The organism is Fluctibacter halophilus, from assembly GCF_020687825.1.
In the GTDB taxonomy this organism is placed as follows: domain Bacteria; phylum Pseudomonadota; class Gammaproteobacteria; order Enterobacterales; family Alteromonadaceae; genus Fluctibacter; species Fluctibacter halophilus.
Map to the genome: position 1 here is coordinate 105,930 of NZ_JAJEWP010000004.1, position 24,164 is coordinate 130,093.

General features: G+C 55.1%; 17 protein-coding genes. 14 read left to right on the forward strand and 3 right to left on the reverse strand.

Translation table 11 applies throughout. The features are described from left to right. The first annotated feature begins 7 nt into the window (after nucleotides 1-7). Nucleotides 8-934 carry an SMP-30/gluconolactonase/LRE family protein gene (locus LJ739_RS13680; RefSeq protein WP_229161346.1) on the forward strand — a complete coding sequence of 309 codons (927 nt, stop codon included), beginning with the start codon at nucleotides 8-10 and terminating at the stop codon, nucleotides 932-934. Further along, nucleotides 924-3,269, forward strand: a complete 2,346-nt coding sequence (locus LJ739_RS13685) for a family 20 glycosylhydrolase (protein WP_229161347.1) — start codon at nucleotides 924-926, stop codon at nucleotides 3,267-3,269. The genes LJ739_RS13680 and LJ739_RS13685 overlap by 11 nt, the downstream gene beginning before the upstream one ends. Here LJ739_RS13685 and LJ739_RS13690 read toward each other — a convergent pair. After that, nucleotides 3,266-4,777: a tryptophan halogenase family protein gene (locus LJ739_RS13690; RefSeq protein ID WP_229161349.1), complete on the reverse strand. Its 1,512-nt coding sequence runs from the start codon at nucleotides 4,775-4,777 to the stop codon at nucleotides 3,266-3,268. The two genes, LJ739_RS13685 and LJ739_RS13690, sit on opposite strands and share 4 nt — an antisense overlap. Nucleotides 4,778-4,969: 192 nt before the next feature. On the opposite strand from LJ739_RS13690, the gene LJ739_RS13695 reads away from it, so the two are divergent. The 7 genes from LJ739_RS13695 to LJ739_RS13725 all read left to right on the forward strand — a co-directional run bounded on the left by LJ739_RS13695 (nucleotide 4,970) and on the right by LJ739_RS13725 (nucleotide 13,704). Continuing rightward, nucleotides 4,970-7,519 carry a family 20 glycosylhydrolase gene (locus LJ739_RS13695; RefSeq protein WP_229161350.1) on the forward strand — a complete coding sequence of 850 codons (2,550 nt, stop codon included), beginning with the start codon at nucleotides 4,970-4,972 and terminating at the stop codon, nucleotides 7,517-7,519. Nucleotides 7,520-7,617: 98 nt separating this feature from the next. Continuing rightward, on the forward strand, nucleotides 7,618-8,508 hold the full coding sequence (gene nagK, locus LJ739_RS13700; protein WP_229161352.1) for an N-acetylglucosamine kinase: 891 nt from the start codon (nucleotides 7,618-7,620) through the stop codon (nucleotides 8,506-8,508). Beyond that, entirely contained in the window at nucleotides 8,505-9,503 is a 999-nt protein-coding gene (gene nagB-II, locus LJ739_RS13705; protein ID WP_229161354.1) for a glucosamine-6-phosphate deaminase NagB-II, read from the forward strand. The genes nagK and nagB-II overlap by 4 nt, the downstream gene beginning before the upstream one ends. A gap of 16 nt (nucleotides 9,504-9,519) precedes the next feature. Next, nucleotides 9,520-10,659 (forward strand): N-acetylglucosamine-6-phosphate deacetylase, encoded by a 1,140-nt coding sequence (gene nagA / locus LJ739_RS13710; RefSeq protein ID WP_229161356.1) that lies wholly within the window; start codon nucleotides 9,520-9,522, stop codon nucleotides 10,657-10,659. An 11-nt stretch (nucleotides 10,660-10,670) separates the two neighbouring features. After that, complete coding sequence (locus LJ739_RS13715; RefSeq protein ID WP_229161358.1) at nucleotides 10,671-12,005, forward strand: sugar MFS transporter; 1,335 nt, start codon at nucleotides 10,671-10,673, stop codon at nucleotides 12,003-12,005. Beyond that, nucleotides 12,005-13,075: an acyltransferase family protein gene (locus LJ739_RS13720; RefSeq protein WP_229161360.1), complete on the forward strand. Its 1,071-nt coding sequence runs from the start codon at nucleotides 12,005-12,007 to the stop codon at nucleotides 13,073-13,075. The genes LJ739_RS13715 and LJ739_RS13720 overlap by 1 nt, the downstream gene beginning before the upstream one ends. Nucleotides 13,076-13,197: 122 nt before the next feature. Further along, nucleotides 13,198-13,704 (forward strand): RDD family protein, encoded by a 507-nt coding sequence (locus tag LJ739_RS13725; RefSeq protein ID WP_229161362.1) that lies wholly within the window; start codon nucleotides 13,198-13,200, stop codon nucleotides 13,702-13,704. Between the two features lie 15 nt (nucleotides 13,705-13,719). Here the strand turns inward: LJ739_RS13725 and lptG are convergent, their stop codons facing one another. Together lptG and lptF are read right to left on the reverse strand one after the other, a co-directional pair. Continuing rightward, a complete protein-coding gene (gene lptG, locus LJ739_RS13730; RefSeq protein ID WP_229161363.1) occupies nucleotides 13,720-14,781 on the reverse strand; it encodes an LPS export ABC transporter permease LptG in 1,062 nt (353 codons plus the stop codon). Next, complete coding sequence (lptF, locus tag LJ739_RS13735; RefSeq protein ID WP_229161364.1) at nucleotides 14,774-15,877, reverse strand: LPS export ABC transporter permease LptF; 1,104 nt, start codon at nucleotides 15,875-15,877, stop codon at nucleotides 14,774-14,776. The genes lptG and lptF overlap by 8 nt, the downstream gene beginning before the upstream one ends. Before the next feature lie 210 nt (nucleotides 15,878-16,087). Between lptF and pepA the strand changes: the two genes are divergently transcribed. From pepA to LJ739_RS13760, 5 genes are all read left to right on the forward strand, one after another. After that, nucleotides 16,088-17,593, forward strand: coding sequence for a leucyl aminopeptidase (gene pepA / locus LJ739_RS13740; protein ID WP_229161365.1), 1,506 nt, complete (start codon nucleotides 16,088-16,090; stop codon nucleotides 17,591-17,593). Then, a complete protein-coding gene (locus LJ739_RS13745; protein ID WP_229161366.1) occupies nucleotides 17,593-18,054 on the forward strand; it encodes a DNA polymerase III subunit chi in 462 nt (153 codons plus the stop codon). Before pepA ends, LJ739_RS13745 begins: the two co-directional genes overlap by 1 nt. Beyond that, on the forward strand, nucleotides 18,047-20,812 hold the full coding sequence (locus LJ739_RS13750) for a valine--tRNA ligase (RefSeq protein ID WP_229161367.1): 2,766 nt from the start codon (nucleotides 18,047-18,049) through the stop codon (nucleotides 20,810-20,812). Before LJ739_RS13745 ends, LJ739_RS13750 begins: the two co-directional genes overlap by 8 nt. 124 nt (nucleotides 20,813-20,936) lie before the next feature. Next, the gene (locus LJ739_RS13755; RefSeq protein WP_229161368.1) at nucleotides 20,937-22,466 is read left to right on the forward strand and encodes a bifunctional metallophosphatase/5'-nucleotidase; all 1,530 of its coding nucleotides are present in this window, start codon (nucleotides 20,937-20,939) and stop codon (nucleotides 22,464-22,466) included. Beyond that, nucleotides 22,459-24,108 carry a diguanylate cyclase gene (locus LJ739_RS13760; protein WP_229161369.1) on the forward strand — a complete coding sequence of 550 codons (1,650 nt, stop codon included), beginning with the start codon at nucleotides 22,459-22,461 and terminating at the stop codon, nucleotides 24,106-24,108. The genes LJ739_RS13755 and LJ739_RS13760 overlap by 8 nt, the downstream gene beginning before the upstream one ends. Nucleotides 24,109-24,164 lie beyond the last annotated feature (56 nt).

Below are 24,164 nucleotides of genomic sequence, written 5' to 3' on the forward strand. Positions count from 1 at the left end.
AATCACCATGCACATTTTACAAACGTCCCGGCGCGGGCGATGGCTTGCTATTGCCTGGATCCTTGCACTGGCGTCCCTGCAATCTCAGGCGCGGGACAGTACCGACTGGGTATCAGACGGCCAGTTTACCCAAGGCATTGAAGGGCCAGTGGTCGACCGCCAGGGGAATCTGTATGCCGTCAATTACCGTCACCAGGGCACCATCGGCATGGTAACTGGAAAAGACAAAGGCCGGGTTGCCATCACGCTGCCAGATGACTCCGTGGCGAACGGCCTGCGCTTCACCGCTGATCACGGATTGCTCATCGCCGACTATGTTAACCACAACATCTGGCGCTTTGAACCTGACAGCGGCGAACTGTCGCTATGGGCCCATCATGACGATATGCACCAACCCAATGATATCGCAATCAGTGCCAGCGGACGGGTGTATGCCAGCGATCCCGATTGGCGCAACAGCCGCGGTCAACTGTGGATGTTTTCTGCCGATGGTCGGCCCCACCTGGTCGAGCGGGAAATGGGCACTACCAATGGCATCGAGATCAGTGCTGATGAGCGCTACCTGTACGTGAACGAGAGCATTCAGCGTCGGGTGTGGCGTTACACGCTGGATGTTAACGGTTTGCCGACCAATAAACAGCTGGTACACACCTTCGCCGATCATGGCCTGGATGGGATGCGCAGCGATGTGCTCGGCAATTTGTACATTGCCCGTTACGGCGCCGGACAAATTGTGGTGATGTCACCGCAGGGTGACATCCTGCGCAGTTATGCGCTGAAGGGGGCATTTCCCACCAATGTTGCCTTTGGCGGCTGCGACGGCAAAACCCTGTATGTGACCCTGCAAAAGCGCGGCGCCATCGAAAAGCTGCAGGTTGAGACTGCCGGACGCGCCTTTAAGCTGGGCACTGCAGGAGGCCACTGTGAAAAATAACCTCTGCACCCTCCGGTGCCTGTTGTTCCTGCTACTCTGCCTGTCCATCGCCACAGTGCGGGCTGAGTCATTATCACTGATGCCAGCCCCACAATCCGTGCAGCTAAAACAGGGCCACTGGATATTGCCCGACGAAGTCACGGTATGGCACAGCGGCCTGTCAGCGGACCATCAACGTTCTGTGCGCGACATCCTGGCAAGCCTGCAACGCACCGTGATACTGACACATGCATCAGGCGCAAAGGCGGATATTTATCTGCACGTGGATGCGCCAGCCAAGCCCGGTGAGGTGCCTCATCTCAACAGCATTGAGTCCTATCGTCTGGCGGTAGAAAAACAGGGTATTGTCATTTCCGCTGCGCAGAGCTGGGGGGCATTGCACGCCTTGCAGACCCTGCGTCAATGGGTATCGCTGCACGGTAGCCAGCTACAACGGGGCTCCATCGACGATGCGCCTCGTTTTGCCTGGCGTGGGTTGTTGCTCGACAGCGTGCGGCATTTTCTGCCGGTCGAAACCCTCAAGCGGCAACTGCGCGGCATGGCGTCGGCAAAACTCAATGTGTTTCACTGGCACCTGACCGACGATCAAGGCTGGCGACTGCCCATTGACGGCTATCCCCGCCTGCATCAATTCGCGTCTGACGGCCAGTACTACACGCACCAACAAATCACCGATGTGGTCAGCTATGCCGCCAGCCTGGGGATCCGGGTGATGCCTGAAGTGGATCTACCCGGACATGCCTCCGCCCTTGCAGTGGCATACCCCGCCCTGATGAGCGCGCCAGGACCTTATAACATGGAGCGAAACTGGGGCGTGTTTGAACCGTTACTGGATCCGACCAACCCCGATGCCCTGACTGTCGTGAATGCAGTGTTGAAACAGCTTGCTGCCCTGTTTCCGGACCGCTACGTGCACATTGGCGGCGATGAGGTAAACCCGGCACAGTGGGACAACAATCCTCGCATCCAGGCGTATATGCGATCCCATGGCCTGGCAGACAGCCACGCATTACATGCCCATTTCAATCGGTACTTGCAGCAAGCACTGGCAAAACACCAACGCCACATGATGGGATGGGACGAAATTCTCCATCCTGACTTGCGCAAAGACGTCGTGGTGCAATCATGGCGCGGCGTTGATAGCCTGCATGACATCGTAAAGGCAGGCCACCCTGCCATTCTGTCGAGTGGCTTTTACATCGACCAACCTCAGTTCAGTGACTATCACTACCGCAACGACCCTGTGCCGGATGGCACCTCCCCCGCCGAGATTACATCATCGCCCAGCACTGACTGGCAAAGGCTTCGCGGCCAGATGCCCCGCCTCAAAGGTACCCCGGTGGTGATAACCATCTGGTATTCAGAACAAGCACAGCAGGCCATCGTTCAGTTGGATCAGCGCCACCCCAAACCGGCACGGCATGTTGAGTTTACGAACGGAAAAACCGTCATTCAGCTCGATAGTTGGATGGGCCCGTTGACCGCAGTCATTGCCACGCCTCGACAAAGTCAGATCTGGGTTGGCAATACACCCTACCCATTGACCATTTTGCAACCGTTCGACGCCCTCGCAAAAGAGGACGTGCCAATGATACACACGTCCGCCAGGGGCACCGAGGGAAGTAAAATACTGGGCGCAGAGGCCACCCTGTGGAGTGAATTGGTAACATCCGACATCATCGACCAGCGCATCTGGCCTCGGTTGTATGGGATTGCCGAACGCCTCTGGTCACCAGCCTCGTTGCAGGATCCGGTCGCCATGTATCAGCGGCTGTGGCGAATGAACAGTTTTGCTGCCGATGTGGTGGGTCTGCAGCATCACCAACAATGGCAAAAAGGCGTTGCTCGATGGGCCGGTCATCCTTCGGCGGTGGAGGATGCCTTGCTCATGACCGAACTGCTTGAACCTGCCCACTACTACACCCGCCATCACCTTCACTACCGGCAGGGACGCTACCATCAGCAGGCGGTATTGGATGGTCTGGTGGATATATTGGCGGTGGAAAGCGCGCCTATGTTGCAACTGGAACGACAAATCCGGCAATTCACCCTCGCCCCGTCGTCAGCCGAACAGCTGCACATACAACAAACATTGCAGAACTACCAATCAGCCCTTAAGCGATTGCAGCAGCGTTTTAGTGCAGAACCCAAACTGGCGCTTGTCGATAGGTTACAGCGCTATGTCGAACAGGGGTTGGCACTTCTCCACCAGTGTGGATCTGACAACGTCCACTACACACTGCATCAGACACCCAGCCTGCCTGACAACGAGATTGTCATGGCCATTGCCCGTCCGGTTGCACAGCTTGTGAAGTGGTGTGACAACCGACGCTAGTCGGCAAGGGCACGGCAATGGCGTTGTATAAAGCTGTCGTGTGTCACGGCAGCATCGGCTGCTTGCGCAATGGCACCGCGCATCTGGGCCAGATAGCCATTGAGTTTGTCGTTGGGCACTTGCAGTGCGCGGCGGTCGACGGTGTCTGGCACAACGCCGAATCCATTGAACATCGACAGCCAACTGGCGGGTTCAAACGACTCATTGGCGTATTGCAGTACGTGACCGCAGGCTTTGTACAGGTCAATTTTGTGTTGCAGCGATGCCGGCACAGGCATCGTCTGACAGTGTTGCCAGAACGCTGAGTCCTGGCGTTTGCTGAGCGCATAATGCAGGATCAGAAAATCACGGATCCGCTCCAGTTCTTCGCCGTGCAAGCGGTTGACTTCATCTGCCAACGCGGGCGTAAAGCCATTGTGGGGAAAAAACGTCTGCAATTTGGCCAGCGCGGTCTGGATTAGGGAAATGCTGGTTGATTCCAACGGCTCCAGAAAACCGGAGGCAAGACCCAGGGCGAAACAGTTCTTGTGCCAGATTTTTTTCCGTCGGCCAGGCACAAAGCGAATGGTTTTCATCTCGGTGATGGTCTCGCCCTGTAACCCTGCTTGCAATGTCGCTGCAGCCTGCTCATCTGATTCGAATGAACTGGCGTAGACGTACCCGTTGCCGGTGCGGTGCTGCAACGGGATCTGCCACTGCCAACCGGCGGTGCGGGCGATACAACGTGTATAGGGTAAAGGGGCAACATCGGTGCGGGTTTGTATTGCCAGTGCCGAATCACAGGGCAGCCATTGCTGCCAGGATTCGTAGCCGGTATGCAGAGCCTGCTCAATCAGCACCCCTTTAAACCCGCTGCAGTCGATGAACAGATCGCCACTGATCCGACGCCCATCACTCAATTCAATGGCATCGATAAAGCCGTCATCCGCGCGCAATGACACGTGTTCTACGTTGCCCTGAATGTGATCAACCCCTCGTTGTACCGCCACATCTCGCAAATAGTTGGCATACAGTCCCGCATCCAGATGATAAGCATAGGAATAGTCAGCCAGAGGATTAGGGGGGGTTGGATGGGGCTGGGCAAATTTTCCGCGCGCCGCCAGTGCACAGGCGATGCTGTAGTCCGCCAGCGCTGAAGGCTCACCAAGGCGCTGTGCGTGAAGCAGATAATGATGAAAGTCCACGCCATCAACAGGCACACCATAGTCGGAAAAGGGATGAAAGAAATCCTCGCCCAGACTCACCCAGTCCTCAAACTGGATGCCCAGTTTAAACGTCGCCTGGGTTGCCCGTATCAGTTCAATTTCATCCAACCCCAGGTTGCGATTGAAGGCCACAAAGTTAGGGATGGTGGCTTCGCCCACGCCCACCGTGGGTATGTCCGCAGACTCAACCAGGGTTACTTTCAATGGCGTCACACTCGAAAAGCGCTGCATGCTGGCGGCCGCCATCCAGCCGGCGGTGCCACCGCCGACGATGACGACATGTTTTACGGGGACTTGCTTCATCACATTGTGCTCGCAGGGTTTGACACAGTGTTTGTCCCATTCGGGACCGAACACTGCAACATTTATTTGCAAACAAGATAACATTTGTTAACATGAGTGACAACGCTGTCATTTTGATATTGATTGGATCTGCAGATTCAGTGACGCTGGATTACATATGGGGAGCACCCCACTTCATACAGAGGATATGCCGTGAAAAAACATCTTGTTGCCATGAGTATGATGGGTGCCGGTTTACTGGGCTGCCAACCCCAACCAAGCCCTGCGGATAGCGCTGCACAACCATCAGACATTGCCGCACAATTGGATGTCAAATATCAGGTGATCTCTAACCTCAACAACCAGTGTCACCATGACGGTGACTGTTATGATGCGCAACTATTGTTACGCCTGCCGTTTGACAGCAGTACGACCGATTGGGCCATCTATTTCAGTAATACCAAACCGATCCGTTTTGATGACAGCCCCCTGTTTGATATCACACACCTCAATGGTGATGTGCATCGGTTGTCTCCCACCGATGCCTTTAGCGGCTTTGTTGCCAACCAGACCTATATCATTGGTTTCCAGGGCGGCAATTCAGCCATCACTAAAAATGACGTGATGCCGAATTTCATCCTCCAATCGGGTGATCAGGCGCCACAGGTGATCCGTTCCACCGAGGAAGTGTACGATCCCGAAACACAGCTATGGACTCTGCCTCATGCCGGTGAGTTTGATGCGCCGGAACAATGGAAGCGCAGTGAAAACGATGCCGTTCCACGGGCAGACGCCACATGGCTGTACAGTCGTTACAGCGAGCAAGGCGTACCCCAGTCCATCGACCGTCGACGTATCATTCCGGCGCTGAAACAGGCCAACTGGCAGGATCAGAACGTCGAAATTTCGCGCGGCCTGAATCTGCAATTCGACGCCCCGGAGGCGGCACGCCTGGCGCTGAACGAACGGGGCATCGCAGTGGACACCACTGGGTTTAACGTCCGCCATGAACACGTCGAGATGCCCGAAGAGCACTATCGGGTGGAGATCAGCGCAAAGGACATTGTGATTCAAAGCAGTGGTGATACGGGTACCTACTACGCGTTGCAATCCCTGGCCCAACTGTACGATGCTGATAGCCAGACGTTGCCTGTCGGTGACATAACCGACGGCCCCCGCTACGGGTTTCGTGGCGTGCACATTGACGTGGCGCGAAACTATCACGACAAAGGGTTTCTGTTGCGCCTGATCCAGCAAATGGGTGCATTGAAGCTGAATAAACTGCATTTACACCTGGCCGAAGATGAAGCATGGCGCCTGGAGATCCCAGGTTTACCTGAACTGACCGACATCGGTGCAAGACGCTGCCTGGATCTGGACGATCGTCAATGCATGATGCCCCAATTGGGCGCCGGTGTGGATCCGAACAGTCAGGTAAACGGCTATCTGAGCACACAAGACTACAAGGACATCCTTGTGGCCGCCCAGGCTCACCAGATTGAAGTGATACCGTCACTGGATATGCCCGGTCACTCCCGCGCAGCAATCCAGGCCATGGAAGCCCGCTACCGTCACTATATGCAGCAGGAACAACCGGATTTGGCACGCCAATACCTGCTGATAGATTTGCAGGACACAACCGAGTATTCGTCGATTCAGTACTACAACGACAATACCATCAACCCGTGTATCGCGTCCTCCTATGACTTTATCGCCAAAGTGTTGGGTGAAATAAAAAACCTGCACGATCAGGCCGGGGTGCCCCTGAAGCGTTATCATATTGGCGCCGACGAAACTGCGGGCGCCTGGGTTGAGTCCCCCGCCTGTCAGGCGTTGATGGCAGAGCAAGGCATCGAAGAAGCCGAGCACCTGACCGCCTATTTTGTCGCCCGTGTCACCCACATGGTGAATGACATGGGTGTCATGGCGGGCGCCTGGAGCGACGGGTTGAGCCACGTTGAACCGATGAAACTCGGCAGCCGTATCCAGGCCAACTTGTGGGGCACGCTGCCTTCCGGCGGACACCAATTGGCCCATGAGATGACCAACCGCGGTTGGGACACGGTTTTGTCATTGCCGGATGTACTGTACTTTGACTTTCCATACATGGCCCACCCGGATGAAACCGGCTACTACTGGGGGTCGCGTTATACCAGTACGTTCCAGGTGTTCCAGTTCATGCCTGACAACCTGCCGGCCCATGCCGAAATCTGGACCGACGCAATGGGTCATCCCTATGTCAGCGAAGACAACACACCGTTGCAGACAGGACGCAAAGTGTCAGGGATCCAGGCGCAGATCTGGAGTGAAACCCTGCGCCATGAAACAGACGCCGAGTACATGTTGTACCCACGATTACTGGCCGTTGCTGAGCGGGCGTGGCACGAAGCCCAATGGGAAGTCCCTTATCAACCGGGTGTCGTTTATGGCCCGGAAACTGGCCATATGGATCAAGCGCGTCTCGAACAGCGCCGCAATGACTGGCAATCTTTTGTGGGCGCCATGGTCAGCAAAGTCCTGCCACGATTAACTGACAATGGTGTTTTCTACCGTCTGCCGCCGGCCGGCGCTGTGCTCAAAGAAGGGCAACTGCATACCCAAGTGCCCTGGCCTGGTTTACAGGTGGAATACCGCATTGAGGGCGATGCCCAGTGGCAAGACTACCGACAGCCCGTCTCAGTACCTGCCGATAAAGCCGTGGCTGTGCGCACCTACTTGCCACTGAGTGACCGACGCAGTCGCACACTTTGGCTAAACCGCTAATACCGATCATGGAATTTTTTACACAATGTTCACATTTCAAATGACAACGCTGTCATTAACAGGTAATCTAACCAGACTCGATGACAAAGGTGATGCTGATGAGCAGGCACGATAAACTTTTTCTGGGCATAGACGGCGGTGGCAGTAAGTGTCGCGCCTTGCTATGTGATGCACAGGGCAATGCGTTGGGCACCGGCCAGTCTGGTCCCGCCAACCCTAATCAGGGGTTACAGCAGACCATTGAATCTGTCATCGATGCCACCCATCAGGCACTGCAGGCAGCGCACCTTCCCAAAGGGGCGATTGCGCAGTTGCATGTCGGACTCGGTCTTGCCGGACTCAACCTGCCCAAATACCGCACCATGGTGCAGCAATGGGCACACCCGTTCGCCTCTATGCAGATCGCCTCTGATCTATGGATCGCCTGCCTTGGCGCCCACGGTGAGAGTGACGGTGCCGTGATCATCACCGGCACCGGTTCCACCGGTATGGTCAGCGTGGATGGGGAGGTGCATGAATTCGGTGGCCATGGTTTCAGTGTCGGTGATCAGGGCAGCGGAGCCTGGCTGGGCCTGTTTGCCATCCGACAAGCACTTCAGGCCTTGGATGGCCTGCTACCCAGCGCCCCGATGGTCGACAAAATCCTCGATACTGTCGGTTGCAGCGATGCCCAGTCGCTGGCAGAGAAAATGGCCGGCCAATCCCCGGCCCGGTTTGCCCGACTTGCGCCTCTTGTCATTGACTGCGCCAAACAACAGGATCCGATGGCCACCGCGCTGGTACAGCAAGGCGCCGACTACATCAACCGTCTGGCCCATCGATTACTGGCGTTTAATCCACCACGCCTGTCCATGATCGGTGGCCTGGCCCCGATCTTGTTCGATTGGTTGGATGAAGACATTCAAGCCCGGCTCGAACCGGCACGCTTTTCTCCCGAATACGGCGCTGTGCTATTCGCCCGCCAACACGCATGTGAGGACACCTTATGACCACCAGTATCATGGCACAAGAAGCGGCAGAAGCGCCGCAACGGATCCGCCAACAACTCACCGACAATGTCGAGCGCGCCCAACGCCTGGGCCAGCAGATCAAGCTGTTCGAACCGGCATTTGTTCAGATGATTGGACGCGGCTCTTCGGATCATGCCGGCGTGTTCGCGAAATACCTGATAGAGATTGAAACCGGGGTGCCGGTGACTGCATCAGCGCCGTCCGTGGCCAGTGTTTACCACCGTCGCCTGAACCTTCAAAAAGCCTTGGTCATTGTCATTTCTCAGTCTGGTCGCAGCCCGGACATACTCGCCCAAGCCGAGGCCGCTAAAGCATCTGGCGCCCTTGTGGTTGCCCTGGTCAACGATGAAACGTCACCCCTGGCCAGCCTGGTTGACCATGTTTTGCCCCTCAATGCAGGTCCGGAGAAAGCGGTAGCTGCGACCAAAAGCTACCTGTGTACACTGAGCGCCATTGTTCAACTGGTCGCCTACTGGAAAAAAGACACAGCCCTGATTGAGGCGCTGGACACCTTGCCTGATGCGCTGCAGCAAACGGTTCAGGCTCCGGCCCAGTTACAGGCCGATTTTCTGCGTCCGTTGGCCCGCTGCGTTGTGTTGGGACGGGGCTTTGGGTATGCCATTGCCCGTGAACTGGCGTTGAAACTCAAAGAGGTGGTCGCTATCCATGCCGAGGCCTTTTCCAGCGCAGAGTTCCTGCACGGCCCCATCACATTGGTGCAAAAAAAGCTGGCTGCAATTGATATTCAGATTGATGATGAATCACTGCCCGGACACAGCGCGCAAATTGACGATGTCATTCAGCGTGGAGGCACCGTGTGCCACCTCACACAAGCTGTCGGTGATATACACCCTCGCCTGGCACCGTTGGTGATCATGCAGCGGTTTTATCTGGACATAGAAGCCGTGGCGATCAACATGGGGTATGATCCGGACAAACCGGTGGGCCTCAACAAAGTCACCCAAACCGTGTAATCACAGGGAGCTACTTATGCCTTCAGCCTTCCGTGTAAGCCAGCTGTTTGACGGCGAACAGTTTGTTGACGACGTCACGCTGCGCCTCGACAACGGCTGTGTGGCATCAATCACATCAACCACACCCGCCGACGCCGGGTTGCCGCTGATACAGGGGCTGCTGGTGCCGGGGTTCATTGATGTGCAGGTCAATGGGGGCGGTGGCATCCTGTTCAATGCCGAACCTACCGTCGAGAACCTGCAGGTGATGTCGACGGCCCACAGTCGGTTCGGCACCACAGCCATGATGCCCACATTGATCACCGATCAATTCGACACCATGACCCGCGCTGCGGACGCCATGGCCAGTGCCATTGACGCCGGCCAGCCCGGAATTCTGGGGATCCATTTCGAAGGTCCGCACCTGAGCGAACAGAAAAAAGGCATCCATCGCAGCCAGTTTATACGTCCTCTCAGCGACGACGAACTGGCACTGTTTACTCGCTCCGACCTGGGTCAGGTCATGGTTACACTGGCACCGGAGCGCGTCAGTACAGACGATATTCGTACGCTGGTTTCAGCAGGGGTACGCGTGTGTCTGGGACACTCCAACGCCGATGCAGAAACCACCTTGGCCGCACTGGATGCCGGCGCATCGGGTTTTACTCACCTATTCAACGCGATGTCGCCGCTACAGAGCCGCGCCCCGGGCATGATTGGTGCAGCACTGCTGGACAACCACAGTTATTGCGGCCTGATCAACGACCATTACCACGTGCATCCGCTGGCCATTCAGCTGGCAATCAAGTCTAAGGGCCCCGACCACATCATGCTGGTTACCGATGCGATGGCCCATGTGGGTGGCAACGTGGATGAACTGCCGTTTTTTGATACACACATCATTCGCCACGGCGACAAGCTGACCATTCCGGAAGGTAACCTGGCGGGCTCAGCGCTGGACATGGCGTCGGCGGTGCGAAATACCCATGCCCTGGGGATCCCACTCAAGGATTGCCTCAACATGGCCTCGCTGACACCGGCCCGCTACCTGGGACAAGCGCACAAAATGGGTAAGCTCACTCCCGGCTACCGGGCCAACATGGTATTGCTCGACGAACATTTTTCCGCCCAGGCGACCTGGATAGAAGGTCGTCCGGTATGGACTCAAACTGACTGAAGGAACCCATCATGGAATCAACCCTGTCAACGCCCAACCAGGGCCACAGCAGCATCGGACCAATGGCGATCATTGGCACGCTGTTTTTTATCTTCGGCTTTGTCACATGGCTGAATGGTGCGCTGATCCCGTTTTTGCAGATTGTCTGTCAGTTGAATGAAACACAGGCGCTGTTTGTTGCGTTTGCTTTTTACATCGCCTATACCGTGACGGCGCTGCCCATGGCTGCGATCCTGGAACGCACGGGCTACAAGCGCGGCATGAGTCTCGGGCTGCTGGTCGTTGCTGTGGGTTGCCTGTTGTTCGTACCCGCGGCGTATTCCCACCAGTTCTGGGTGTTCCTTGCGGCACAGTTTATCGTCGGTACCGGTTTAACCATTTTGCAAACGGCCTCCAACCCCTACATCGTGCACATCGGTCCAAAAGAGAGTGCGGCAGCGCGTATCTCAGTGATGGGGCTGTTGAATAAAGGCGCTGGCGTGGTAGCCCCCATCGTGTTTACCGCGTTGGTATTGGGTGATTTCGACGGTGTCACTGCCAAAGCCGTGGCTGAGATGTCTGAACCCGAACGCCAGGCCCAGATAGAAGCATTGGCCTCCGGGCTGGTGCTGCCATACATCGGCATGGCCGTGGCATTGATGGTACTCGCGGTGGGCCTGTTAAAATCCAATTTGCCTGACTTGGACATCGAGGAAGATCCCAGTGTCGATACCCACGGCAAGGGCGCCAAATCATCCATCATGCACTTCCCACAACTGGTACTTGGTGCCATTGCGCTGTTTTTCTATGTCGGTGTCGAAGTTATCGCCGGCGACACCATCGGCTTGTTCGGCTCCAAGTTAGGCGTTGCCAACGCCACCAGCCTGACCAGCTATACCATGGCCTTTATGGTGATTGGTTACGTGCTGGGGCTTGCATTGATCCCACGCTTTATTCGCCAGGATCAGGCGCTAACCATTTCCGCAGTACTGGGGTTGCTGTTGTGCTGCCTGGTGGTGTTCTCCAGCCATGAGAGCACAGCGGTGTCTGCCGTGTTGTGGCATTGGATGGGACTGCCTCTGTTGCCAGACACCGTGGCATTTGTGGCCTTGTTGGGATTCGCCAATGCCATGGTCTGGCCCGCTATCTGGCCACTGGCACTGTCTGACCTCGGTAAATTCACTGCCCGGGGTGCAGCCCTGCTCATCATGGGCATTGCCGGGGGTGCTATCCTGCCGCTGCTGTATGGCGTGATGTCGGATGTGTTCAGCAATCAACAAGCCTACCTGATGATGATCCCGTGCTATCTGTTTATTCTGCACTTCGCGCTTGTGGGACATAAAAAACGTCATTGGGGACGTCACTAATGCAGCGCCGTGAACGCAGCCTGGACATCTTCCGGGGACTGACCCTGGCCGCCATGATCCTGGTCAATACACCGGGTTCCTGGGCGCACATCTATGCGCCCCTTAAACATGCTTCCTGGCATGGATTAACACCGACAGACCTGATCTTCCCGTTTTTCTTGTTTATTGTCGGTGCCGCCATGTTTCATTCGATGGCGCGCTACATTGGCCAGCCCATTCCGTGGCGTCGGATCATCAAACGCACGGTGCTGCTGTTTGCCATCGGCGTGGCACTGAATATTTACCCCTTTACCGGCGATCCTGAACACTGGCGTATCATGGGGGTGCTGCAACGGATAGCCCTGGCCTACTGCGCCGGCGCGATACTGATCTTGACCTTGCCGCGCCAGGCATTGTGGTACGTCAGTGGTGCGATGCTGCTCGGCTATTGGGGCCTGTTGTTATTGGTCGACCAGCCCTTCAGTCTGGAGCACAACCTGGTCCGCCAGGTAGACCTAACCTTGCTGGGGGCCAGCCACCTGTATCAGGGCTTCGGTGTTGCCTTCGATCCGGAAGGGCTTCTGAGTACCATTCCGGCCACCGTGACACTGCTGATGGGGTACCTCACCAGCGCACTGCTCAGCGAGCAGAACACCGCCAGTGACAAGTGTCGACGCTTGTTGCTCGCGGCCATCGCAGCCCTTGCTGTAGGCTACCTGTGGGATGCTGTTTTTCCCATCAACAAGGCATTATGGAGTTCGTCATACGTGTTGGTGACCACGGGCTATGGTTGGCTGGTGCTGAGTGCCATCATCTACCTGTTGGAAATCCGCCAGCAACAAACGGGCTTTGCATGGATGGAAATCTATGGCACCAATCCGTTGTTTGTGTATGTCCTCGCCTGGCTGTATGCCGCAACCCTGTATCTCATTCCTGTCGGGGATACGACGGCCTATACGGCGCTTTACGATACATTAAACAATCTGCTTAGCGCTAAAAATGCGTCGCTGGCTTTCGCCCTACTCGCTGTTTTGCTGTTTTATGTTGTTTCCCATGTGCTGTACAAGCGCAGGATCTTCATAAAACTCTGACCCTGTGTGTCCCGGGCAGGGTCACTTTCCCAAAGGAAGGTGCCCTGCCAACTTCACAAACACTTATCACTTGATGGGCATCTTGCTACACTGCGCAGCGACGTCAACTACCTGCTATTAATATGACAACAGATCCCCTGTATCCCCGTGCTACTTTCATTCGCCGGGTCGCGGCCATGATTTACGATGCACTGGTGGCCATCGCCATCGGCATGTGTGCTGCCATGGTCGCCATCGTTGTGCTGATTTTGCTGATGGAAAATGGTGTCGTCAGCATGTCTGGATACTCCCATGCCAGCGAAGCGATCCAGCATTCTTCCCTTTACACCACAGTGATCCAGGTCTGGGTAGGGCTGTGGATGGTTGGCTTCTATGTGTATTTCTGGCGACATGGTGGCCAAACCATCGGCATGCGTGCGTGGCGCCTGCGGCTGTTCAGCACGTCTGACGCGCCACTTGGCTATGGTCGGGTGATTGTACGCCTGCTGTCCTCACTGGGAGGACTCGGAACCCTGCTGGTACTGTTTGATGTCAAACATCGTCAGGGACTGCAGGATCACATTGCCAAGACACAAATGTGCGTGCTGACCAAAGACGCCAACCATCACCGCGCATGGAAAGATTTATGACACCTTGGTTGGCGTTCAGCGCCTGAGCAATACCCCGGCGATACTGGCAAACACCAGACTGGGAAGTACGGCGCCCAGGGCCGGCGGCAGTTGATAAACCAGGCTCATGGAGCCGAACACTTCATTGCTGATAAAAAAGGCGAAGCCTGCCATCACGCCCATAATGATCCTGGCGCCCATGGTAACGCTGCGCAGCGGACCAAACACAAAGGACAATGCCATCAGCAACATGACCGCTACCGATACCGGCTGCAAAACCTTACGCCACAATGCCAGGTTGTAGCGATCTGCATCCTGGCTGTTATTTTCCAGATAGCGGATATAGTCCAGTAGTCCCTGTACCGACAGCGCTTCAGGTTTGATGGTAACAACCCCCAGTTTGTCCGGCGTAAGGGTAGATTGCCAAATGCCTTGCTCGACATTTTCACCCCGGATCTGCTCGGCACCGATAAAGGTGTATGCGACATCGGACAAACGCCAGTGCTGGCCGGCAAATTCCGCTTGTCGGGCATAAGTGATCTGGCGCAGGATCAACTCCTCATCGAACTCATAAATGGTCACATCGCGCAATTCGGAGTGAGTACTTACCTCGCCTATGCTCACAAAGTTGTTGCCGTCTTTAGCCCAGACCAGTTGCTGACTGGAAAACAAACTACCGCCGGAAATGGCCTGGGTTCTGATCTCTTTGGCCTTGGTTTCACTCACTGGAGCGACCCATTCGCCCACCGCCATCACCAGCAATACCATTACCAACGCCGACTTCATCGCTGAACGTACAATATCCCAGCGGGACTGCCCCGCCGACTGCATCACCACCAGCTCACTGTTGCTGGCCAGGATCCCCATCCCAATCAGACCACCCAGCATGGTGGCCATCGGAAAGAACTGCTCGATCTCACGGGGCAGGCTGAGTAACACATAAACACCGGCGGTGGTCATGTCATAGCTGCCCTGCCCGACGTACTTCATTTGTTCAATGAATTTGATCAGGGCACTGAGTCCCACCAGCACCAACAAACTCACAGCCGTGGTGCGCAGCAATGTGCGCGCAATGTAGAGGTCAAGGATCTTAAACATGGCGGCCTCCGAACATGGCTCTGACCCTGACCCCGACACTTCGGCCGCGGATCACCAAGCCAGACCCGATCAGTAACATCACCCCATGTACCCACCACAGACCGAGTGACGGTGGCAACTTGCCGTCTTCGAGCACTTTGCGTCCGGCCATCAGCAACATGAAATAGCCGAGGTACAGCAACAGCGCCGGGAACATTTTACCAAACCGCCCCTGACGGGGATCAACGGCACTCAGTGGCACCGCTATCAGCACCAGAAACGGTAACGATAGCGGGATGGCCAGACGCCATTGCAACTCGGCAATCGCATCCAGTGAATCATCTTCAAGCAGCGCCTGGGTTGAGTATGCGGTCAATTTACGCCGCTTCTGCTCGGCTTGCTGCTCACCGATCTGAACCTGATATTCTTCGAACTCGACGACCTGATAGTCCAGCGACCCCTGTTCTCCTTCGTACTGCACACCTTGCTGTAGCAGGAGCTGCTGAGTGCCATCGGGACCACTCTGCACATCCCCTTGCTGTGAGTAAACGATATGCACCCCAGTGGCATCGTCACGCTCGTGTTGGGCAAGAAACACTTTCTGCAACCGTGACTCGCCGGTCCCTATCTCATGCACAAAAATAACCGCTTTCTGATTGCCGGTTTCCTGAAAACGGCCGGCAATCAGCGCCGACAAGCCTGTTTCAGCCCCCGCCTGCTCTTCAAGTTGCGTTTCACTTTCCTGTGACAACGGCGCCAACCACAACGTCAGCACCGCCGTCACCACCGCCATCAGAGCCGCCAGTGCCAGCATCACCCGGGTCACGTACCATTCGCTGATCCCGCAAGCGCGCATCACCGTCATTTCACTGTCAACGTACAATCGCCCATGGGCCAGCATAATGCCGAGAAACAAACTCAGCGGTAAAATCAACGACGCCAGATAGGGCGTACTGAGGGCCAGAAATCCCATCACCAGGCTGGCGGGAATTTCACCGTCGGAGGCATCAGCCAGCACCCGTACAAACCGATGGGTGATAAATATGGCCATCAATACCAGAAAAACGGCAAGCTGGGATTTGAGGGTTTCTTTGAGTAAATAGCGGAATATCAGCACATTGAGCCCGGCAGAAAAGTCACTTTTTTAGTGGCATGATGGGAAATTTTAAGTAAACTTAACGTTTTCACAAGTTTTATTTACTACTCCGGCTTTTTTTAAGCCTTCAAAGAGCAGTTAACTTTCATATTATCTCTGTCCGGCGGGCCCTTGCAAATCCCTGTGTACGCTAGTCCGTCGTCAGCGGTAACTGTGATACGAGGATTGGGAATGGAATTTAGCGTCAAAAGCGGTAGCCCTGAGAAACAACGTAGCGCCTGTATCGTCGTCGGGGTATTTGAACCTCGCCGCTTGACTGCCGTGGCAGAACAACTGGACGAAATCAGTGGCGGTTACATCAGCAACCTGTTGCGTCGCGGTGATCTTGAAGGTAAACCCGGCCAGATGCTATTGCTGCACCATGTTCCCAACATCCTCAGTGAACGCGTGCTACTGGTCGGTTGCGGCAAAGAACGTGAGCTGGATGAACGCCAGTACAAACAAATCATTGCCAAGACCATCAAAAACCTGAATGAGACGGGTTCAATGGAAGCCGTTTGTTTTCTGACTGAATTGCACGTTAAAGGTCGCGACACCTACTGGAAAGTCCGTCAGGCTGTCGAAGCGACCGAAGACAGTCTTTATTCCTTCACCCAGTTGAAAACCAAAAAAGACGAGGCCCGTCGCCCGTTGCGCAAACTGGTATTTAATGTTTCAACCCGTCGCGAGTTAACCACCGGTGAGCGTGCCGTTGAACATGGCCTTGCCGTTGCCAAAGGCAGCCGTACCTGTAAAGACGTCGCTAACATGCCGCCCAACATCTGCAACCCTGCGTATTTGCTGAGCCAGGCCGAAGCACTGGCTGAAGAGTATGACAGCCTGAGCGTTGAAGCTGTTGGCGAGAAAGACATGCAGGCGCTGGGGATGAACTCCTATCTGGCGGTTGGTCGGGGTTCACACAACGAGTCCATCATGACCATTATCAACCACCGTGGCGGCCCGGCTTCCCAGGCACCGATCGTTTTGGTCGGTAAGGGCCTTACCTTTGATTCGGGTGGTATCTCCATCAAACCGTCCGAAGCGATGGACGAAATGAAGTACGACATGGGAGGTGCCGCGGGTGTATTGGGTGCAATGCACACCGTTGCGGCACTGAATCTGCCCATCAACATCATCGGCGTGCTGGCCGGTTGTGAAAACATGCCGGATGCCAACGCGTATCGTCCGGGCGATATCCTGACCACCATGAGCGGTCAAACGGTTGAAGTGCTCAACACAGACGCTGAAGGACGCTTGGTATTGTGTGATGCGCTGACCTACGTGGAGCACTTCGAGCCGGACACGGTGATCGATGTTGCGACCCTGACCGGCGCCTGTGTGGTTGCGTTGGGTAAACACGCCACCGGTGTCATGAGTTCACACAACCCATTGGCCCATGAGCTGCTCAATGCCTCCGAGCAAAGTGGTGACAAGGCCTGGCGCTTGCCTTTATGGGACGAGTATCAGGAACAGATTGAAAGCCCCTTTGCCGACATGGCCAACCTGGGCGGACGCGCCGCGGGCACCATCACCGCCGCCTGTTTCCTGTCCCGGTTCACTAAAAAGTACAACTGGGCACACATGGACATCGCCGGCACGGCATGGGTGGGTGGTGCCAACAAAGGCTCGACCGGTCGTCCTGTTCCTATGCTGTCCCAGTTCCTGATGAACCGTGCAGGTATCGAAGCAGAAGATTGATGCCTAACATCACGTTCTATCTCCACGACCAGGGCGAACCATCGGATGTGCCCGCCCATTGGCTGACCGCCTGCCATGTGGCTGCCGAGCTGTCGAGCAAGCGCCAATGGTGCCTGGTGCTGTGTGAGAGCCAACAACAGGCCGAAGCGGTCGACGAATTGCTGTGGCAGTTTCCCGCTGAACGGTTTGTGGCTCACAACCTGAGTGGCGAAGGCCCTGCCAAAGGTGCGCCGGTGGAAATTGCCTGGCAAGCGCCCGCCCGGCCAAATCGCCACACTCTCATAAACCTCTCAGGGCAAATCCCGGCTGACGTTGAGCGTTATCGCCAGCTCATCGACTTTGTACCAGCCGATGAAGCCGCCAAGCAGTCGGCCCGAGAACGTTATAAAGCATTTCGCGCGGCAGGGTATTCATTAGAGACCCAGCCCGCCAGCAGTATTACAGAGAAACAACATGGATAAGACCTTTAACCCGCAGAACATTGAACAGCAACGCTACCAACACTGGGAATCAAACGGCTATTTCAAAGCCTCCGGTGAAGGTGACCCGTATTGTATTTTGTTGCCACCACCCAATGTGACCGGCAGCCTGCATATGGGACATGCGTTCCAGCACACCATTATGGATGCCCTGACACGTTATCATCGCATGCAAGGTGACAACACCCTGTGGCAATGCGGCACCGATCACGCCGGTATCGCGACGCAAATGGTGGTTGAGCGCCAGCTCAATGCCCAGGGTAAAACCCGTCACGATTTGGGCCGTGAGGCGTTCGTGGATAAAATCTGGGAATGGAAGGAACACTCCGGTGGCACCATTACCCAACAAATGCGTCGTTTGGGTACATCACCTGACTGGGAGCGTGAAGCGTTCACCATGGACGATGACCTGTCTGACGCTGTGCGTGAAGTGTTTGTTAAGCTGCATGAAGATGGTCTAATTTATCGCGGTAAGCGTCTGGTCAACTGGGATCCGGTGCTGCACACCGCGGTCTCCGACCTGGAAGTACTGAACGAAGAAGAAGACGGTCACATGTGGCACATGCGCTATCCGCTGGCGGATGGTTCTGGTGAGCTGATCGTTGCGACCACCCGACCCGAAACCATGTTGGGTGATACTGCGGTGGCTGTGCATCCCGATGATGAACGTTATCAACACCTGATTGGTCAGCAAATCAAACTGCCGCTAACCGGCCGCTTGATCGACATCATTGCCGATGACTATGTTGATCCGGAATTTGGTACCGGGTGTGTGAAGATCACCCCAGCACACGATTTCAACGATTATGACATTGGCAAGCGTCACAACCTGGACATGATCAACGTGTTCACGGCGGATGCCAAACTCAACGACTCAGTGCCTGAAGCCTACCGTGGCATGGACCGTTTCGATGCCCGTAAACAAATCGTTGCCGATCTCGATGCACAGGGTCTGCTGGTTAAAGTGGATGCCCACAAGCTCAAAGTTCCCCGCGGCGATCGCACCGGCGCGGTGATTGAGCCTTACCTGACCAACCAATGGTACGTGGCTGTCGAATCACTGGCTAAACCGGCCATCGAGGCAGTCGAAAGTGGTGAAATTCGCTTTGTGCCGGAAAACTGGAGCAAAACCTACTACCAGTGGATGTACAACATTCAGGATTGGTGTATTTCCCGTCAGCTGTGGTGGGGACACCGTATCCCCGCATGGTACGACGATCAGGAAAACGTTTACGTAGGGCGTGATGAGGCCGAGGTACGCAACAAATACAACCTGGCCGACGACATTGCCTTGCGCCAGGATGAAGACGTGCTGGATACCTGGTTCTCATCGGCACTGTGGCCTTTTGCGACCATGGGGTGGCCGAAGCAAACCCCGGAGCTGGAAACCTTTGTGCCCAGTTCAGTACTGGTAACGGGTTTTGACATCATCTTCTTCTGGGTCGCACGTATGATCATGATGACCAAGAAGTTCACCGGCAAAATTCCGTTCAAGGAAATCTACATCACCGGCCTTATCCGTGATGAGCAGGGCGACAAGATGTCGAAGTCCAAAGGAAACGTACTGGACCCTATCGATCTGATTGACGGTATAGAATTGGACGCCCTGGTTGAAAAGCGCACCGGCGGTATGATGCAGCCCCAATTGGCGGAAAAGATCGCCAAACGCACGCGCAAGCAGTTCCCCGATGGCATTGCTGCCTATGGCACTGACGCTTTGCGTTTTACGTTTACGGCCATGGCATCCACCAGTCGTGACATCAATTTCGACATGAACCGGGTTGAGGGTTACCGCAACTTCTGTAACAAGCTGTGGAATGCATCACGGTTTGTGCTGATGAACACCGAACAGCAAGATACCGGTGCCAACGGTGGAGACATGACCCTGAGTCTGGCTGACCGCTGGATTTGGGCGGAGTTTCAGAACACCCTGGAACAGGTTGAACAAGCCATTAACACCTATCGATTCGACCTGGCCGCCCAGGCAATGTATGAATTTACCTGGAACCAGTTCTGTGACTGGTACCTGGAACTGAGCAAACCGGTGCTGAACGCTGAAACCAGCACAGACGCTGAAAAACGCGGTACACGACACACCCTGGTCAATGTACTGGAAAGTCTGTTACGCCTGATGCACCCGTTCATGCCGTTTATCACTGAAGAGATTTGGCAACGGGTTGCTCCGCTGTGTGGTATCGATGCAGACAGTATTATGGTTCAGTCCTACCCGGTGGTCGACAATCAGTACAAAGACGCCGCCGTGCGCAGCGACATGGAGTGGGTCAAGAGCTTCATCGTCGGAATTCGCAACATTCGTGGCGAAATGGACATTTCACCCAACAAACCGTTGTCGGTGATGCTGCGCAATGTATCGAATGAGGACACACGTCGTCTCACACTGAGTGAAGCGTTCCTGGCCAAACTGGCTAAAGTGGAAGACATCAAGGTTCTCGGCAGTGACGAACAGGCCCCCGCGAGCGCAACCGCGTTGGTGGGCGAAATGGAAATACTGATCCCAATGGCCGGCTTGATCGACAAAGACGCGGAACTGGCTCGGATCCGTAAAGCGCTGGAAAAGGTCGAAAAAGATTTCGCCCGCACCGAAGGAAAACTCAACAATGAGAACTTCGTCAGCAAAGCCCCTGCCGACGTCATTGACAAGGAAAAGGCTAAGCTTGACGATTTCCGTATCCAGATGGAAAAACTGCGCGCTCAGCAGCAAACCATTGAGGATTTGTAACTGACGTCAGGTTCATAATGCCGCCACTGTTGGCGGCATTTTCGTTTTAAAATTAGACGTTTGTCGGCTTGTTCAATAGTGGCTGTTGGGCAATACTCAGTGCACGGTCACAAAAAGCATCCCCATGAATCGTCGTCTGTGCACATGGCAAAGCCACCTGATCATTGCGCTGCTCAGCCTGCTATCGCTGGCGAGTCTGGCGCAACAATCCTCTCCTGCGCCGGTGCGGATGATTTTTGCTGCCAGCCTGCCCTTGGTACATCAACCCAAACAAGGGGACTACGCCAACCTCGCCAGTGCCGTGAATCAGATGCGCAACGACAGCCAGGTCGCCAATTTTTTTATTTTCGGCGGTGGCAGCCTCGGTCCCTCGCCCATGTCGGCATTTGACAGAGGCTCACACATCATCGACGTACTGAATAGCCTGGAGCCGGATGCCATGGGCATTTCCAAACGGGAATTCAGTTACTTTGAAGAAGAATTGTCATTACGTGCCTATGAAGCCGCGTTTCCCCTGGTAGCAAGCAACATTATTGACAATGCCACCGGTGACAGCCTGGCCGGGCTGAATCCCGTTGTGGTCATTACCAAGCAGGACGTGACCATAGGTGTGCTCTCCGTCATCGACCCGAATGTCAAAGAAGAATACTTGTTGTCGCGGGTTGACGTGTTGCCACCGGAGCAACAAATCACGCACCTCGCCAAGCAACTGCGCGACAAGGTCGACATCCTGGTATTGCTCTACACCGACTATTATGCCTTTGTTCCCTCTCTGATTGAGCAGGGTTTGGTGGATCTTGCCCTGTTAATCGACTCCGATTTCGACTTTGAAACCCAGGCGGAAGAAGTGTTTCATCCCAACGTGGTGTACTTTGACCAACCGGCACAACTGGCCGATATTACCGTGCATCTCGACAGTGAAAAGCGTCGGCCCCCCAACGTTAACTGGCGTACTTTCCCCCTTTCAGACTTCACGCCGGCACCGGACGTTGAGGAGCAGACTCTGGCCTACGCCCATCGCATCGACAGGCTACTCAACCAGGCGATCGGCGTGCTGATGTCGGACATGGACACCCAACGGGATCATGTCAGAAGTACCGAAAATGGGTTTGCCAACTACATCACTGATACCATGCGGGACTACAGCAATGCCGATATTGCCCTGATCAATGGTGGGGTTATCCGCAGTGACAATGTATTGCCCGCTGGGCACACACTGGTCCGCCGCGACATTCTCAATGCATTGCCGTTCAGAAGCCGGTTGCGCACGCTGCAGGTCTCCGGTCAGCAACTGTTACAAGCGCTGGAATCGGGTTTATCAGAAGTCGAAGATCTGAAGGGCCGGTTTCCCCATACCTCAGGGCTTACCATACGCTATGACAGTCAAAGAGCACCGTTCGAACGTCTGGTCAGTGTTACTCATCAAGGCCAGCCGATTGTCGCAGATCGTCAGTACAAATTGGTCACAACAGACTACATCGCCAACGGTGGGGACGGCTTTGACATGTTGCAAACCGCCTCGTCGCTGGACAATCCGACCCGTCTGTCGCCCCTTCTGTCACAACTGATCATCAATGCCATTCGCAGTCAGAAGTCTGTTCGATTCAACAAGCAGCAACGTGTTTTGGATTTGCATGGGGTTGCTGATGAGTGAGACAAATAACACCGCACGAAAACAGGCCCGGCTGCCGTTAAGCCGCATTCTGACCGGATCCTTTCTGGCCATCCTTGCCCTGTTTTTGTTGATCATTCTGTTAGCGTTCTCTCGCTTGTTTGATTTCAGGGATCTGCTGACGCGTATTTCCCAGGATTCTATTCCCGCCGTCACACTGACCAGTCAGATATACAGTGAGGTCAATACCCTGACCTACTTATCGGAAGCCATGGCCAATGCCGACACCGACGTTGCCAGAAAGTTGTCGTGGCGACAGATCAATCAGCAGCTTGAGCAACTGCATGTGTTAGCCAATGCAGAAAGAGCCGATCCTTTCCTGCGCACCCAACTGGCCGCACTGACACTGGAATTGAGTGAACTCAACAGTCTGGTCGAGCGGCGATTGGACATGGCCAATCGGTTACAGGAACGGCTTCACTCACTCAGCGAAACCGAAGATGAACTGGTTGAATTACTCAGCCAAGAAACCGCATTAACCAATGCGGAGTTGCGCTGGTCACTGTCGTTAATGACCCTGCTGGAGGACATCCAGCGACTGGAAGATTTCAAGCGCTTGTTGCCACTGCGGCAACTGTCAGAGCAGATCAGTGTGCAAGCCCAGCAGATGAGAGAGCAACAGGCCATCTTGTCGCCACGTTGGCGCGAACTGACAATGAATTTTCTGCTCACTGCAGAACAGGAAATGAACAGCGACACCGGCGTTATCGGACTGCGCATCGAGCAACTCAAACTCAACGGACGCACCACCGGTCGCGGCAATTTTGTCCGCAACCTTATTCTGGATTACGTCGGCCTGGCAGAATTCCAATCAGAGCAGACCAACCGCTCAATCGTACAACAATCGGCGTACGCGCAGACTCAGGTTAAAGAACAAATTCAGCGCGTCGGCATCATCGCCATCGTCGCCATCGTACTCATGCTCGGATTGTTGTATTACCTCCAGGTACAGGTCGTTGACAGATTACGCACCCTGAATCGTCGAGTGACGGTTCGCATGGATGGCAGGGGGCGGGAAACACAATTGTCGGGCAACGATGAGATCACTGACATCGATGCGACCTTTGAACAATTTGCCCGCACCATCGAATCTCAAAACCGGATCCTGGAAGAACTGTCCTTGTCAGACAGCCTGACCGGCCTTGCCAATCGCCGTGCGTTTAACAACCAGTTTGCCCATACCCTGGAGTTGGCTCGCCGTCACAATTGGGCGGTCACGATCCTGGCCATGGACGTTGACTATTTCAAAGCTTATAACGATCATTTTGGTCACTTGCAGGGAGATGAGTGCCTGAAGAAACTGGCCACTATCATGCGGGCACACCTGCAACGGGGATCTGACTTTGTGGCCCGCATTGGCGGCGAAGAATTTGTTGCTATATTACCGGATACCGACGCTGATGGCGGCTATCGCAGGGCCGAGGAAGTGCGTGCCAGCGTGGAACAGGCGCACATCCCTCACCCCAAAAGCACCATCAACGATGCTGTCACCATGAGCATCGGAGTCATCACCTACCGCTTTACCGGGCTTGACACTGTCACCCCAGCTGAGCTAATAAAACAAGCCGATGACGCGCTGTATCTGGCCAAGCAGGAAGGCCGCAATCGCGTCGTAAAATGCTAAGCAGCTGCCGTCTTCGCGGTTGATTAAATCGGTCAAAGGGTAAAAAAAAGGGAGGC

What these genes read in the sequence shown, in the direction of transcription:
- LJ739_RS13680 (WP_229161346.1), top strand. Translation starts at nt 8, where the DNA reads ATGCACATTTTACAAACGTCCCGGCGCGGGCGATGGCTTGCTATTGCC.
- LJ739_RS13690 (WP_229161349.1), bottom strand. Translation starts at nt 4,777, where the DNA reads ATGAAGCAAGTCCCCGTAAAACATGTCGTCATCGTCGGCGGTGGCACC.
- nagK (WP_229161352.1), top strand. Translation starts at nt 7,618, where the DNA reads ATGAGCAGGCACGATAAACTTTTTCTGGGCATAGACGGCGGTGGCAGT.
- nagB-II (WP_229161354.1), top strand. Translation starts at nt 8,505, where the DNA reads ATGACCACCAGTATCATGGCACAAGAAGCGGCAGAAGCGCCGCAACGG.
- nagA (WP_229161356.1), top strand. Translation starts at nt 9,520, where the DNA reads ATGCCTTCAGCCTTCCGTGTAAGCCAGCTGTTTGACGGCGAACAGTTT.
- LJ739_RS13715 (WP_229161358.1), top strand. Translation starts at nt 10,671, where the DNA reads ATGGAATCAACCCTGTCAACGCCCAACCAGGGCCACAGCAGCATCGGA.
- LJ739_RS13720 (WP_229161360.1), top strand. Translation starts at nt 12,005, where the DNA reads ATGCAGCGCCGTGAACGCAGCCTGGACATCTTCCGGGGACTGACCCTG.
- LJ739_RS13725 (WP_229161362.1), top strand. Translation starts at nt 13,198, where the DNA reads ATGACAACAGATCCCCTGTATCCCCGTGCTACTTTCATTCGCCGGGTC.
- lptG (WP_229161363.1), bottom strand. Translation starts at nt 14,781, where the DNA reads ATGTTTAAGATCCTTGACCTCTACATTGCGCGCACATTGCTGCGCACC.
- pepA (WP_229161365.1), top strand. Translation starts at nt 16,088, where the DNA reads ATGGAATTTAGCGTCAAAAGCGGTAGCCCTGAGAAACAACGTAGCGCC.
- LJ739_RS13745 (WP_229161366.1), top strand. Translation starts at nt 17,593, where the DNA reads ATGCCTAACATCACGTTCTATCTCCACGACCAGGGCGAACCATCGGAT.
- LJ739_RS13750 (WP_229161367.1), top strand. Translation starts at nt 18,047, where the DNA reads ATGGATAAGACCTTTAACCCGCAGAACATTGAACAGCAACGCTACCAA.
- LJ739_RS13755 (WP_229161368.1), top strand. Translation starts at nt 20,937, where the DNA reads ATGAATCGTCGTCTGTGCACATGGCAAAGCCACCTGATCATTGCGCTG.
- LJ739_RS13760 (WP_229161369.1), top strand. Translation starts at nt 22,459, where the DNA reads ATGAGTGAGACAAATAACACCGCACGAAAACAGGCCCGGCTGCCGTTA.